At 69.8% G+C, this 12,975-nt stretch carries 15 protein-coding genes; 7 read left to right on the forward strand and 8 right to left on the reverse strand.

Annotated features, from left to right (window positions below):
* Window positions 1-15 precede the first annotated feature (15 nt).
* Together QF035_RS23395 and QF035_RS23400 are read right to left on the reverse strand one after the other, a co-directional pair.
* Window positions 16-957 carry an LLM class F420-dependent oxidoreductase gene (locus QF035_RS23395; protein WP_307522485.1) on the reverse strand — a complete coding sequence of 314 codons (942 nt, stop codon included), beginning with the start codon at window positions 955-957 and terminating at the stop codon, window positions 16-18.
* A complete protein-coding gene (locus QF035_RS23400; protein WP_307522486.1) occupies window positions 954-2,186 on the reverse strand; it encodes an amidohydrolase family protein in 1,233 nt (410 codons plus the stop codon). Before QF035_RS23400 ends, QF035_RS23395 begins: the two co-directional genes overlap by 4 nt.
* A 223-nt stretch (window positions 2,187-2,409) precedes the next feature.
* Between QF035_RS23400 and QF035_RS23405 the strand changes: the two genes are divergently transcribed.
* From QF035_RS23405 to QF035_RS23415, 3 genes are all read left to right on the forward strand, one after another.
* Window positions 2,410-5,376, forward strand: a complete 2,967-nt coding sequence (locus QF035_RS23405) for an AfsR/SARP family transcriptional regulator (RefSeq protein ID WP_307522488.1) — start codon at window positions 2,410-2,412, stop codon at window positions 5,374-5,376.
* A gap of 215 nt (window positions 5,377-5,591) precedes the next feature.
* Entirely contained in the window at window positions 5,592-5,927 is a 336-nt protein-coding gene (locus tag QF035_RS23410; protein WP_307522489.1) for a hypothetical protein, read from the forward strand.
* Between the two features lie 185 nt (window positions 5,928-6,112).
* Window positions 6,113-6,265 carry a hypothetical protein gene (locus tag QF035_RS23415; RefSeq protein WP_307522490.1) on the forward strand — a complete coding sequence of 51 codons (153 nt, stop codon included), beginning with the start codon at window positions 6,113-6,115 and terminating at the stop codon, window positions 6,263-6,265.
* Window positions 6,266-6,333: 68 nt separating this feature from the next.
* On the opposite strand, the gene QF035_RS23420 is transcribed toward QF035_RS23415, so the two are convergent.
* From QF035_RS23420 to QF035_RS23440, 5 genes are all read right to left on the reverse strand, one after another.
* A complete protein-coding gene (locus tag QF035_RS23420; RefSeq protein WP_307519984.1) occupies window positions 6,334-7,605 on the reverse strand; it encodes an IS110 family transposase in 1,272 nt (423 codons plus the stop codon).
* A 417-nt stretch (window positions 7,606-8,022) separates the two neighbouring features.
* Window positions 8,023-8,394 carry a fic family toxin-antitoxin system, toxin component gene (locus QF035_RS23425; protein WP_307522492.1) on the reverse strand — a complete coding sequence of 124 codons (372 nt, stop codon included), beginning with the start codon at window positions 8,392-8,394 and terminating at the stop codon, window positions 8,023-8,025.
* On the reverse strand, window positions 8,391-8,609 hold the full coding sequence (locus QF035_RS23430) for a hypothetical protein (protein ID WP_307522493.1): 219 nt from the start codon (window positions 8,607-8,609) through the stop codon (window positions 8,391-8,393). Before QF035_RS23430 ends, QF035_RS23425 begins: the two co-directional genes overlap by 4 nt.
* A 230-nt stretch (window positions 8,610-8,839) precedes the next feature.
* Window positions 8,840-9,226 carry an ATP-binding protein gene (locus QF035_RS23435; protein WP_307522495.1) on the reverse strand — a complete coding sequence of 129 codons (387 nt, stop codon included), beginning with the start codon at window positions 9,224-9,226 and terminating at the stop codon, window positions 8,840-8,842.
* The gene (locus tag QF035_RS23440; protein ID WP_307522497.1) at window positions 9,223-9,453 is read right to left on the reverse strand and encodes a hypothetical protein; all 231 of its coding nucleotides are present in this window, start codon (window positions 9,451-9,453) and stop codon (window positions 9,223-9,225) included. The genes QF035_RS23435 and QF035_RS23440 overlap by 4 nt, the downstream gene beginning before the upstream one ends.
* 129 nt (window positions 9,454-9,582) lie before the next feature.
* Here QF035_RS23440 and QF035_RS23445 point away from each other — a divergent pair, with 129 nt between their 5' ends.
* From QF035_RS23445 to QF035_RS23460, 4 genes are all read left to right on the forward strand, one after another.
* Window positions 9,583-10,434, forward strand: a complete 852-nt coding sequence (locus QF035_RS23445) for a helix-turn-helix domain-containing protein (RefSeq protein WP_307522498.1) — start codon at window positions 9,583-9,585, stop codon at window positions 10,432-10,434.
* Complete coding sequence (locus QF035_RS23450) at window positions 10,415-10,615, forward strand: DUF397 domain-containing protein (RefSeq protein ID WP_307522499.1); 201 nt, start codon at window positions 10,415-10,417, stop codon at window positions 10,613-10,615. Before QF035_RS23445 ends, QF035_RS23450 begins: the two co-directional genes overlap by 20 nt.
* A 93-nt stretch (window positions 10,616-10,708) precedes the next feature.
* On the forward strand, window positions 10,709-11,068 hold the full coding sequence (locus QF035_RS23455) for a hypothetical protein (protein ID WP_307522501.1): 360 nt from the start codon (window positions 10,709-10,711) through the stop codon (window positions 11,066-11,068).
* Window positions 11,061-11,330, forward strand: a complete 270-nt coding sequence (locus tag QF035_RS23460) for a hypothetical protein (protein WP_307522502.1) — start codon at window positions 11,061-11,063, stop codon at window positions 11,328-11,330. The genes QF035_RS23455 and QF035_RS23460 overlap by 8 nt, the downstream gene beginning before the upstream one ends.
* A gap of 262 nt (window positions 11,331-11,592) precedes the next feature.
* On the opposite strand, the gene QF035_RS23465 is transcribed toward QF035_RS23460, so the two are convergent.
* The gene (locus tag QF035_RS23465) at window positions 11,593-12,801 is read right to left on the reverse strand and encodes a serine hydrolase domain-containing protein (RefSeq protein ID WP_307522503.1); all 1,209 of its coding nucleotides are present in this window, start codon (window positions 12,799-12,801) and stop codon (window positions 11,593-11,595) included.
* Window positions 12,802-12,975: the final 174 nt, after the last annotated feature.

Consider the following 12,975-nt stretch of genomic DNA (forward strand, 5'->3'; position numbering starts at 1 on the left):
ACCCGCAACAGCGGCCTACAGCAGCGGGGCGACCTCCGTTCCGAACGCGGCCATCTGGTCGGTGAGTTCGGTACGGCTCCGGCTGCGGAACCGCACCTGGATCTGGTGCACCCCCATCGCCCGGTACGCGCGCAACGACTCGGCGAGCGCCTCGGGGTCCCCGCTGAGGGTGCGGCGCCCGACACTCCACCCCGGCTCCCCCACGTACAGCGGCTCGGTGATCGCGCCGACGACGAGGGGCTCGACGACCCCCGCCTCCTCCCTCAGTCGTCGGACCCGGGCGATCTGCTCGGGCAGCCGCTCCCGCGGGTCCCCCTGCGGCAGCCACCCGTCGCCCCTGACCGCGGCCCGCCGGACGGCGGCGGGCGAGGACCCGCCGACCCAGACGGGTACCCGTTCCTGCGCGGGCCGGGGCCGCTGCCCGAGCCCCTCGAAGTCGTACAACTTCCCGTGATGGGTGGGGAATTCATCGGGTCCGAGCGCGGCCCGCAGCGCGTCGACGCACTCGTCGAGCACGGCCCCACGCCGCTCGAAGTCCACCCCGAGGACCTCGAACTCCTCCTGTACGTGTCCGGCGCCGACCCCGAGGATCAGCCGCCCTCCGCTCAGGTGGTCGAGGGTCGCGTACTGCTTGGCGGTGAGCAGCGGGTGCCGCAGCCCGACGACCGCGACATGGCTCAACAGCCGTACGCGCTCGGTGACTGAGGCCAGAAAGCCGAGGGTGGCGACGGGGTCGTACCAGACCGTGCTCATCGCGGAGGCGAGGCGGCGCGGTATGGCGACGTGGTCGCAGCTCGCGACGTAGTCGAAGCCGGAGCGGTCGGCGGTGCGGGCGATCTCGACGAGGTCGCCGGGACCCGCGTCCGCCTCCCACGCCTCCGCGTAGAGGGTGCTCTGGGACTGGACGGGAAGCTGAATCCCGTAGGTGAAGGACGTGTTGCCGAGGGAGGCGCTCAACGGGCACCGCCCGGCCCGGCCCAGAGCCCGTCCCCGGTCAGCCCCAGGAGCTCGATGGCGTTGCGCCGTACGATCCGGTCGACGACGTCCGCGTCCAGGTGCCCCATCTGCGCCTCGCCGACCTCCCTCGACTTCGGCCAGGTGGAGTCGGAGTGGGGGTAGTCGGTCTCGTACAGCACGTTCCCCACGCCAATGGCGTCGAGGTTCTTCAAACCGAAGGCGTCGTCGAAGAAGCACCCATACACGTGCTCGGTGAAGAGTTCGGACGGCGGGCGGTGGACCTTGTCGGCGACGCCGCCCCAGCCGCGGTTCTCCTCCCACACGACGTCCGCGCGTTCGAGGATGTACGGGATCCAGCCGATCTGGCCCTCCGCGTACATGACCTTGAGGTTCGGGAAGCGCTCGAACTTGCCGCTCATCAGCCAGTCGACCATCGAGAAGCAGCAGTTGGCGAAGGTGATGGTGGAGCCGACGGCCGGCGGGGCGTCGGCGGAGGTGGAGGGCATCCGGCTGCTCGACCCGATGTGCATGGCGATGACGGTGCCCGTCTCGTCGCAGGCGGCGAGGAACGGATCCCACTCGTCCGTATGAACGGAGGGCAGTCCGAGGTGCGGAGGTATCTCGGAGAAGGCGACGGCCCGTACCCCGCGGGCGGCGTTGCGCCGCACCTCCTGCGCGGCGAGTTCCGCGTCCCACAGAGGTATGAGGGTGAGCGGTATCAGGCGGCCCGCCGCATCGGGCCCGCACCACTCCTCCACCATCCAGTCGTTGTAGGCGCGCACCGAGAGGAGCCCCAGTTCCCGGTCCTTGGCCTCGGTGAAGGTCTGGCCGCAGAAGCGGGGGAAGGTGGGGAAGCAGAGGGCGGACTGGACGTGGTTGACGTCCATGTCGGCCAGGCGCTGCGGGACGTCGTACGAGCCCGGGCGCATCTGCTCGTAGGTGATGACTTCGAGTTTGATCTCGTCCCTGTCGTATCCGACGGCGGTGTCGAGACGGGTGAGGGGGCGGTGCAGGTCCTCGTAGACCCACCAGTCGCCGATCGGGCCGTCGTCACCGGGGTTTCCCATGACCGGGGCGAACTTGCCGCCCAGGAAGGTCATTTCCTTGAGCGGGGCACGGACGATGCGCGGCCCCGTGTCCCGGTACTGCGACGGGAGCCGGTCCCGCCAGACGTTGGGGGGCTCCACGGTGTGGTCGTCCACCGAGATGATCTTCGGGAAGGTCTCCATGTGTTTTACGGTAGCGCCGATCTGACGGTCCGTCAGCTACCGCGCGGCGGCTCTCTGGAATGCGGGAACCTCGTCACGGGGTTGCGGGGAGGGGGTGTGGGCTCTGTGAGGGCTTGCGCCACTCGGCACGGCGGCCTGTGATCGGTGTCTCCCACGGCTGACGCATCCGCCATGAACAAGGCAAACTGGCCTGGTTGTCATGACGTTTCGGCAGGGGGCAGGGATGGACGGTGTACCGCGAGTACCGGAGCAGTGGCGTCCCGAGGATTCGGCGGCGCTCCGCTTCAGCGTGCTCGGCCCGGTGCGCGCCTGGCGTGGGGCGGATTCCTTGCCCACCGGGTCCCCTCAACAACGCGCCTTGCTGGCGGCCCTGCTGCTCCGCGAGGGCCGCACGGCCACGGCGGGCGAACTGATCGACGCGTTGTGGGGGGAGGAGCCGCCTTCGCAGGCGTTGGCGGCGGTTCGGACGTATGCGTCGCGGTTGCGGAAGATCCTCTCGCCGGGCGTTCTGGTCAGTGAGTCGGGCGGGTATGCCGTCCGGCTCACCGACGCGTCCGGCGTGGGTGCCTCGCTGGACCTCGCGCTGGCCCAGGAGTTGGCGGCCGACGCGGAGAAGGCGAAGGCGACGGGCGACCTGTGCCATGCGCGCGCCCTGCTGAACAAGGCCCTGAGCCTGTGGGACGGGGAGGTCCTGGCGAGCGTTCCGGGCCCGTACGCGGAGACCCAGCGCGCCCGCCTGGAGGAGTGGCGGCTCCAACTCGTCGAGTCCCGGCTGGACATGGACCTGGAGCAGGGCTGCCATGCGGAGGCGATCTCCGAACTCACGGCGCTCACCGCGGCCCATCCCCTCCGGGAGCGGCTGCGCGAGCTGCTGATGCTGGCGCTGTACCGCTCGGGGCGGCAGGCGGAGGCCCTGGCCGCCTACGCGGACACACGGCGGCTGCTGGCGGACGAGCTGGGCGTGGACCCGCGGCCGGGTCTTCAGGAACTCCAGCAGCGCATCCTTCAGGCGGACCCCGGCCTGGCGGAGCCCTCGGCCCCACTGGCCCCGGAGACCGCGGCCGCCCCGGTGCGCCCGGCCCAACTCCCCGCCACCGTCTCGGACTTCACCGGCCGGATGTCCTTCGTGTCCGAGCTGAGCGAGGTGCTGGCGGCGGCGTCGGCGTCCGAGGGCCAGGTGATGGCGGTGTCGGCGCTGGCGGGCATCGGCGGCGTGGGCAAGACGACGCTGGCCGTCCATGTCGCGCACCAGGCGCGCAGCGCCTTCCCGGACGGACAGCTCTACGTGGACCTGCAGGGAGCGGGCGCGCGGGCGGTCGCACCCGAAACGGTGCTTGGCTCCTTCCTGCGCGCCCTGGGCACGGCGGACTCGGCCATCCCCGACTCCCTGGAGGAGCGGGCGGCCCTGTACCGCTCGACCCTGGACGGCCGCCGGATCCTGGTCCTGCTGGACAACGCGCGGGACGCGGCCCAGGTACGCCCCCTGCTGCCCGGCATGGAGGGATGTGCGGCGCTGGTGACGTCGCGGGTGCGGATGGTCGACCTGGCCGGGGCCCATCTGGTCGACCTGGACGTGATGTCGCCGGAGGAGGCGATCCAGCTCTTCACCAAGATCGTGGGCGAGGAGCGGGTGGCTTCGGAGCGCGAGTCGGCGCTGGACGTGGTGGCGGCGTGCGGATTCCTGCCGCTGGCGATCAGGATCGCCGCCTCCCGCCTGGCGGCCCGGCGTACCTGGACGGTCTCGGTCCTCGCGGCGAAGCTCGCCGACGAACGACGCCGGCTGGACGAACTCCAGGCGGGCGACCTGGCCGTGAAGGCGACCTTCGAGCTCGGCTACGGGCAGTTGGAGCCGGCCCAGGCCCGCGCTTTCCGGCTGCTGGGGCTGGCGGACGGCCCGGACATCTCGCTGGCCGCGGCCGCGGCGGCGCTGGACCTTCCGATCGAGGAGACCGAGGACCTGCTGGAATCCCTCGTCGACACCTCACTCCTGGAGTCGGCCGCGCCCGGCCGCTACCGCTACCACGACCTGGTCCGGCTCTACGCGCGTGCGTGCGCCGAGCGGGACGAGCAGCCACCGGGCGAGCAGGCGGCCGCGATGTCGCGGATGCTCGACTTCTACCTGGCCACGGCCGCCGGGGTCTACGCGATCGAGCGGCCCGGGGACCGACTGGTGGACCACCTGGAGGTGACGGAGCACCCGGGGCTGCGGTTCACGGAGGGCAGCGCCGCCCTCGACTGGCTGTACAACGAGGCCTCGCCACTGCTGGCCTGCGTACGGCAGTCCGCCGGCACGGACCGGCTGCGGCGGGCGGTGGATCTGCTGTGGGCCGCCAAGGACCTCACCGAGTCCGGGGCCAACTCCCACCAGTACGAGACGACCGCACGGGCGATGTGCGACGCCACCCGGGTCGCGGGGGACGCACACGCGGAGGGCAGAGCGCGGACGACGTTCACCAATGTCCTGCTGGTCTCCGGCCGTATCCAACAGGCCGCCGAGCAGGCGCAGCTCGCCATGGAACTCGCCGCCTCCGCACGGGACGCCATGGCCATGAGCTGGGCGGCCAACGACCGGGGGCTCACACTCATGCACCAGGAGCAGTACGCGGAGGGCAAGCCGTTCTTCGAGCAGGCGATCGAGGGGTACGCCACGATCGGCAACCGGCCCCTCGAAGCGCTCAGCCTGTGCAACCTGTCGCGTGCGCACCTGGGCATGGGGAACATCGCCATGGCGGTGGAGATAGCGCAGCGGGCCCTTGCGGCGTACCTGGAGATCGGCCAGACCCTGCGCCTCGCCAACGGTCACTTCACCCTGGGCATCGCCCTGACGAGGGCCGACCGTCACACCGAGGCCCTCAGCCAGCTCTCCGACGCGCTGTCCGTCTTCGGCAGCCACCGGCAGCGGCTCTGGGAGGGCACGACCAACTTCCGGATCGCCGAGGTGCACCTGGCCGCCCGCCGCCCCGCGCAGGCGGCCCAGCACGCCGAGCAGGCCCTCGCGCTCGGCTGCATCGGCGGCGACCGGATGCAGGGCACCGTGCTGACGCTGCTGGGCCGGGCCCTCACCATGCTGGGGCAGGTGGACCGGGCCAGGGTCTGCTGGCGCGAGGCGCTCAACCTCTACGAACAGCACGGCGGTGCCGCACAGGCCGAGGAGGTACGCGCGCTGCTCACGCCCGCCACCGCGGCGTGAACGGCGTGCCGGTGACGGGGCAGTAGCGGACGTTCAGCATTCGTTTATCTCCGCCCGGCACTCTCGTACGTGTCACACCGTCGCGTCGGGGGGCAGACGGTCTGACCAGGAGCCCAACGGCTAATGTGCGGCTCCGAACGCCCGTCCAGCGACCCTCGGGGGAGTTTCTGGGCGGGCGTTCCTTACTCGTCACCACAACGGAGGGATTCAGGCCCATGAGCGAGACGAAGAAGGAAACGGACCTCACCACACAGGACAACGGCATGCCGACGCCGCCCGCCAAGGACCCGGTCGTGACTCCGCTCGACAACGGCATGCCGACGCCGCCCGCCAAGGACCCGGTCGTGACTCCGCTCGACAACGGGATGCCGACGCCGCCCGCCGAGGGCACGGACGCCACCACGCAGGACAATGGCATGCCGACGCCGCCTGCCAAGGACCCCAAGGTCGTACCGCTCGACAACGGCATGCCCAGCGAGCCCGCCGACATCCGGACGATGGACAACGGCATGCCCTCCCCGCCGGCGCTGGACCTCGACGGCGGCAAGTAGAGACCTTTATCCCGACGGGGATCGGCCGCGGTGGCGCGGAGGGGGAGCCACCGCGGCCGAGGTCTGTCCGGGGCCCGGTTCAGGTCAATCGGTGGCGCGATCCGTTCGGCCCTCTCGAACAACCGCCCCCCCCTGGCGCTAGCGTCACTTGGTGTTCGGAAGTCCCTCTCCCAACAGGAGCCGAGATGACCCGTACCAAGAAGATCCTCGCCACGATCGCCCTGATGCTCGGCATCACCGCAGCGGCCGCGAGCCCGGCACTGGCCGACAACCCCATGCCCGTGACCCCGCCGGACAACCCGATGCCTGTGGCCCCGCTGGACAACCCGATGCCTTGACGCACCACCTCTCGATGGGGGCCGAGCCCACCCGGACGCTGACACGAAAAGTTGAGTGAGTGTGCTGGTCAGGCCGTTGCTGCGATGGGCTCGAAGCGGACGGTGAGGCCGAGGCGGTTGGCTTCCTTGGTCATGCGACGCATGGCGCGTTCAGGGTCGCGGCGGGTGAAGTAGTCGGCGCCGAGGTCCTGGTAGCGGGTCTTGTGGCGGAGGATGTGCCAGATCGCGACGGCGAGTTTGCGCATCACCGCGACCAGGGCCCGCTGTCGTCCGCGGCGGGCGGCGATGCGCCGGTAGTAGGCGCTGAGATAGCAGTCCTTGTTCCGGGTCACCGACATCGCGGCGATGCCCAACAGCCGTTTCAGGTTGCTGTTGCCGTTGCGGGTACGGGCGGATTTGGTGACGCCGGCGGATTCGTTCATGCCCGGGCAGACCCCGATCCAGGAGGCGAGATGGCCGGCGGTGGCGAACTGGGTCATGTCCCCACCGGTCTCAGCGATGATGATCTCAGCCGCCGCGGGGCCGATGCCGGGGATGGTGTCCAGGTTCTCGATGTCCTTGTTGTGCTCCAGGCGGGTCAGCAGCGCGGTGATCCGCTGGTCCAGCTGGTCGGCCGTGGCGGTGAGGTGGTCGATCTCGTCGAGGTAGTGCCGGCACATGAACGCGTGGTGCTCGGTGAACGTGCCGTCCAGTGCCTCAACCAGGGCCGGGATCTTGCTGCGGGCCCGCCGGATGGCCAGGTCGGCCAGCGCCTGGGGGTCACGCTCGCCGCCGATCAGTGCGTTGATGATGGCGCGTCCGCTGGCCCCGGTGATGTCGCTGAGCACCGAGGACAGCTTCATGCCGGTGTCCTCGAGTTCCTTCTCCAGCCGCTGGGCCTCCTGCCCGCGTGCCGTGATGAGCTGCGTGCGGCGGCGGGTCAGGTCCCGCAGTTCGCGGATCTCCCGCTCGGGCACGAAGGAGCCCATCACCATGCCCGAGGCGCCCGCCCGGGCCAGGAACGCGGCGTCGCTGGGGTCGCTCTTGCGCCCCCGAATGCCCTTGAGGTGGGCCGGGTTGACCAGCATCAGGTTCAGATGCGGCTGCAAGGTGTAGTAGAGGTGGCGCCAGTAGTCCGAGGTGGCCTCGAGCACCACCACCTCGACCCGGCGCTCGAGTAGCCAGGCCAGCAGACGCCGGATCTCGGCCGGGGTGGTGGCGAACCGCTCGGTCTCCAGCGTCCAGGTTCCCGGCCGCTTCAAGCACGGCGTGCGTACGCACGCCAGCAGGAACCGCTTGCCCAGATCCAGCCCCGCCGCCCGCAGATAGAGGACCTCGTCCTTCACGTCCTGTCTGGCCATCGCCGTGTCCCTCCCGCACGCGTGCCGATCGAACGGGCGCCCGGAGGGATCCGGGAAGTCGCTGAGTCTGACACACGCGCTGCCGGTCACCGTGGTGGCCGTGGCGCAAACCGAAGTCCGCTAGCGGATCCCCATCGCCATCCTGTTGGGCGAGCTGACCGGCATCACAGAGTCTTCGGCTTACCGGGCGCCCACCCCGATTTTCCCCCCACCGAGGAGGCCAGCGCAGCCGGCCTGGCGAACCTGTTGGCGAATCCGTCAGGCGAGGCAATTGTCGCGAGAATCCCAGCGACACACCGGGTTCACGGCGTGTCGCTGGGACTCACCACACACTTGCCGGGGATCTGACGGGATTCGCCAACAGCATCCCGCCCGGCTCGGCCCCCATCGCCGTATCCGCCCCTGGCACCCCGCGCCTCAAACCGCCCAGTTCTTCAACACCGCCGCGACACCACGCACAGTGCAGCCGTCCTTCTTCAGCTCGACCACCAGCGCGCTGACCCGCTCCTGGTCCAGCTTGGACGGCACACCCGCAGCGACCAGGTAGGCATGGGCCACCGCCACAGCGACCCGCAGATTCGAACGCTCCAGCCACTGCATACGCCCCAGCGAATGCGCAAGGGCCGCTGCCTTGGCGTACGCACCGTGATAGATGTCCTGGCCGACAAGGACCGCACGGTGACGCTCAACGGCGGCGACCGGCACGCCGTAGTCGTCGATACCCGGATCGTCCACACCGGCCCGTCGGGCGACTTCCAGGATCCAGGCGAGATCAACCTGCACGCTCACGGACCGGTGTCCCCTTCCAGTTCGTCGATCAGATCCCCGTACTCATCGAGCACCTCCTGCGCCGCGGCCATGAAGACCGCACGCACGTGCTCGTTGTCGTTACGGATCAACTGCTCGACGTACTCGTTGACCGGTATCCGCCTCGTCTCGGCGGCCTGCCTGGCCATCTCGGCGGTCTCGTCGTCCATGCGGATGTTGATCTGAGTCTTCGCCATGACGTGAAGGTATCACCTGATACCACCCGGCGCGGCGCCTTGATCCGTCCCTGAATCGGGCTCCGACAGCTCGGCACCCCGCCGCGCCGACCGGCCCCGCTCTCGCTCCCACTGGCATCTCACCGCTCGCGCGACACAGCCACTGAAGCCTCTCGGCCCAACTTCCCGTCGAATCTCCTCAGTGAGTTCCTCAGGCAATGTCAGGGTGTACCTCTTCGCCGCCGCGTCGATCACCACGCCTCCTGCAGCTCGCACCACACCGTCTTGCCGACCGTCCCCCGCTCCACACCCCACCGCAGTGCCACCGCGTCCAGCAGCGCCAGCCCCCGCCCCGACTCGTCGTCCCCCGTCGCACGCAGGAGGACGGGCAGGGCGCGCGGGTCGGGGTCCGTCACCTCGACCCGGATCCGGCCGCTGTCACCGTCCATGCGAGCCACCCGTACGCGGACGGGGGTCCCCTCCCCCACGTGCCGGACGACGTTCCCGACCAGCTCCGTGACGCAGAGTTGGACGTCGGCGCACGGGGTACCCAGGTGCCGGCGGACGGTACGGCGCAGGTCGGGTGCGACCTTGGGGAGGGCGAGCAGGTCGAGTTCGAGAGCGGGCGGGGCGTTCACTGCGCGGCCGCCTCTCGGAGTACGGCGACCAGCTTGCGCGCGGTCGCGGTGTTGCAGTTGCCGAGCGCGATCAGTCCCGCCGGGGGTGAGTGCGTACCCGCGAAGGTCGGCAGGTCGACCCGCAGGGAGGGCAACGTGATGCCGTGGGCGGCGAGGGCGGTGCGGAGTTCGCCTACGCAGCGTTCCATGTCGTAGGCGGTGGGGGCAGAAGGCTGGGGGTCTCTCATGGGGGACGCCTTTCCGTGCGTACGGTGAATGCGTTCTGTGACGATTCAGTCACACGTTGACGTCAAGCCGCGTACCGTGACAGGGGTTTGGGCTGCGCAAGAGCAATTGGCAAACGGCGGTGATGAGTTGTGCCCCCACGCAAGGATCCCGACGCGTCGGCGAACGTCCCCTCCTTCTACGGCGCCGAGTTGCGCTATCAGAGGGAGTTGGCGGGCCTCACGCTCGAACAGATGGCGGAAGGGAGCTTCCGAGGCATCCCCTTCCTGAGCCAGATCGAGCGAGGTGAGCGGCGCATGCCCCTGGACCTGGCCCGGCACGTCGACAAGGTTCTGAGGACTGACGGCTTTTTCGAGCGCCGTTGTGAAGATGCACGCAAGGCCCGCCAGTCGGGGCATGCGGAGTACTTCGCGGACGTGGCGGAGATGGAGCGGCATGCGGAATCGATTGAGGAATGGGCGCCGATGCTGGTGCCTGGACTTCTGCAGACCGCTGCGTATGCGCGGGCGATCGTACGGGCGGCCATGCCCCGATCCTCGGACGACGAGGTCGAGAAGAAGGTGAGCGCACGGCTGTCGCGTGCGGAACTCTTCGAGGCGGAGAGTCCGCCGAGGTTCTGGGCGATCCTGGACGAGTCGCTGATCCGGCGCCCGCCAGTACCGGCCGCGCAGATGGCCGAGCTGCTGGATCACATCGCGGAGGCGGTCCGAACCACGCGCTCCATTTTGCAGATCGTTCCGGAAACCGCGGCTGCCCATCCGTTCATGATGGGCATGACCAAGATCATGACCTTCGCGGACGCTCCTCCCGTGGTGTACGTCGAGAGTCTGCACGGCGGCCAAGTCATCGACTATCCGGCGCTCGTGAAGCAGTACCGGGAGTCGTACGATCTGCTCAGGGCCGCCGCACTGCCGCCTGAGGCGTCCCTCGCCATGATCGAGGATGCGGCAGAGGACTATCGAAATGGCAAGCACCGAGATTGACTTGAGCGCCGCGCTCTGGCGCAAGAGCAGCTACAGCAACGGCACCGGTGGTGATTGCGTCGAGGTAGCCGGAGACTTCCCCGAAGTCGTCCCCGTCCGCGACTCCAAGTCCCAGGACGGCCCCGTACTCCTGATCGGCCCCGCAGCCTGGTCGGCCTTCACCGCGATCTTGAAGCGCTGACGCCATATCCGACTGAGCAACGGATCGAACACCCTGTGTCACCACCGCCTCTTGCCGTACCGTGGGCTGGCACGGTCTCAGGGAAGGATCAGGATGACCGCACAGCACATCGAGCCCGGCGGACCTCTCATCCCCCGGCCCGAGCGAACCCCGGGCGCGCTTCGCGTGGCCCTGGCCCAAGTCGTTCCTCACCGGCTGGCCGAGATGGAGCGCCAAAAGGACGAGGCCATCGCCCTGGCTGCCCGCGCGGGCAGCCTCGGACCGATCATGCAGTTCCTCGAAACGTGGGCCGTCGCTGTCGAGATCGCAAGGATCCCGTCCACGGCCGCCCGACTCCGGGCAGCCGAGCACACAGCACAGACCGTCGACCAGGGGGACCCCGCGTGGCGCGAAGCCATGGACGAACTTCGCACCCTCCACTCCTCCGCTCGGGAGTCGCTCACCCGTGAGTGACTGGCGCTGGGAGTACGACCCGGACGAAACGCACGTCATCGGCGGCGAAACTCCCGCCGCGCCTGCATTCGTCGCCGAAGTGGAGAAGCGCGCCGACGAGCTCGTGCGAGCCGCCGACGCCCTGCACCTTGACGGCACCGCATACCGAGGAGCAGGCGAAGGAGTACAGACCGCATACGTGCCAGGCGGGATGTTCCTCTACCTCACCATCGCCCGACACGAATGCGTCTACATCCTCCAGGTCACCGCCTGGCCCGCGTGAAGAACGCTCACCCCGCGCAGCTCCCCCACCCGACCCGGGTCACCGCCGAAACCATCGCGCGCCTGCGCCTGCACGACGCGGGCCTTTGCCCCGAGAGCCAGGCCGAACTCCGTACACTCGACGGCCGCCGCCGCTACGTCGACTTCCTATTCCGGGCCGAGGGACCGGCCGTCGAGATCGAGGGGTTGCGGACTGCTGCCGGCGTGCTGACCGGCCGCGACGGCCCCGGAGGGAGGGCCGTCGCGGCCGGGGCAACCCGGTCTCAGGCGCAGAGTTCGCCGTCGATCAGGTCGTTCTGGGCCCGCTCGGTGGACAGGTCGGTCGCGCCGTCGCCGGTCGCGTGCAGGACCACGGCCCGGCGGCCGTCCGGGCTGACGCCGTCGCGGGTGGTGGAGCCGGGGAGGTCGCCGCCGTGGCCGTAGTAGACGCCTCCGCAGGTCAGCGGGACCTCCATCAGGCCCAGGCCGTAGCGCGCGCCGGGCCACACCGGGTCCATCTCCGCGGCCCGTACGGTCGTCTTCATCTCGGCCAGCTGCGCCGGGCGCAGCAACTTGCCGCCCAGGAGCGCCTGGTAGAAGCGGGTCAGGTCGGCGGTCGTACCGATCATGGCGCCGGCCGCGCCCCCCGCCGACGGGTTGAACGCGGTGGTGTCGATCGTCGGCCCGGTCTTCCCGAAGTCGGAGTATCCGTGCAGGTGGCGGCCGCGGATCCTGGAGTCCGTCGTCGGGGCGGAGGTGTCGCGCAGGCCCAGCGGGCGGATGATGCGCTTGGTGACCTGCTGCTCCCAGCTGTGCCCGGTGACCTTCTCGATGATCATTCCGGCGAGGATGTAGTTGGTGTTGGAGTACGACCACTTTGCGCCGGGCTCGAAGTCCGGGGCGTGCCGCATCGCGATGCCGACCAGCTGTTCCGGGGTCCAGGTCGTGTAGCGGCCCGCCTGGTAGGCGTCCACGCTGGTCAGCATGGGGAAGTCCGCGGTGTAGTTGAACAGCCCGCTGGTGTGCTGGAGCAGCTGCCGTACGGTGATCCTGCTGCCGTCGTTGCCGTTGCCCGACACGACTCCCGGCAGCAGGTGCTCCACGGTGTCGTCGAGCGACAGGCGTCCCTCGCCGACGAGTTGAAGCACCACGGTGGCGACGAACGTCTTGCTGGCGCTGGCCATCCGGAACCGGTCGCCGGAGCGGGCGGCGGCGCCGGTGGCCTTGTCGGCCACTCCCGCGGTGGCGTACCGGGAGCCCCGCGGACCCGTCGACTGGGCCACGACACCCACGCTCCCGGTCTTCAGGATCGCGTCCACGTCGGCCTGCAACGCCTTGTCGTGCGCCTTGCCGTACGTCTTGTTGAGCGTCCTGTCGTGCGCCGGCTTCGCCGCATGCCCCGTCGCGCCCGCCGCGGGCAGGGTCAGTCCGATACCGGCCAGGGCGGTCACCAGCGTCGTGGCCACGATGCGGGAGGTGAGCTTCGTCTTCATGCGGGCGGGCTCCTTGCGGGTCGGTCGTCGTACCGCCGTTGCGGTGTGATCACCAACCTAGGAATTCCGGCCCCCCGTCACGATCCGGCAGCCTGGCCGTTCGGAGCGGGTGCCCACCCCACTGCGCCGGTAGCGCCTGCTGTACCGGACCGGCCCTGACCTCGGCCAACACCG

This window comes from Streptomyces umbrinus, assembly GCF_030817415.1.
Taxonomy (GTDB): Bacteria; Actinomycetota; Actinomycetes; order Streptomycetales; family Streptomycetaceae; genus Streptomyces; species Streptomyces umbrinus_A.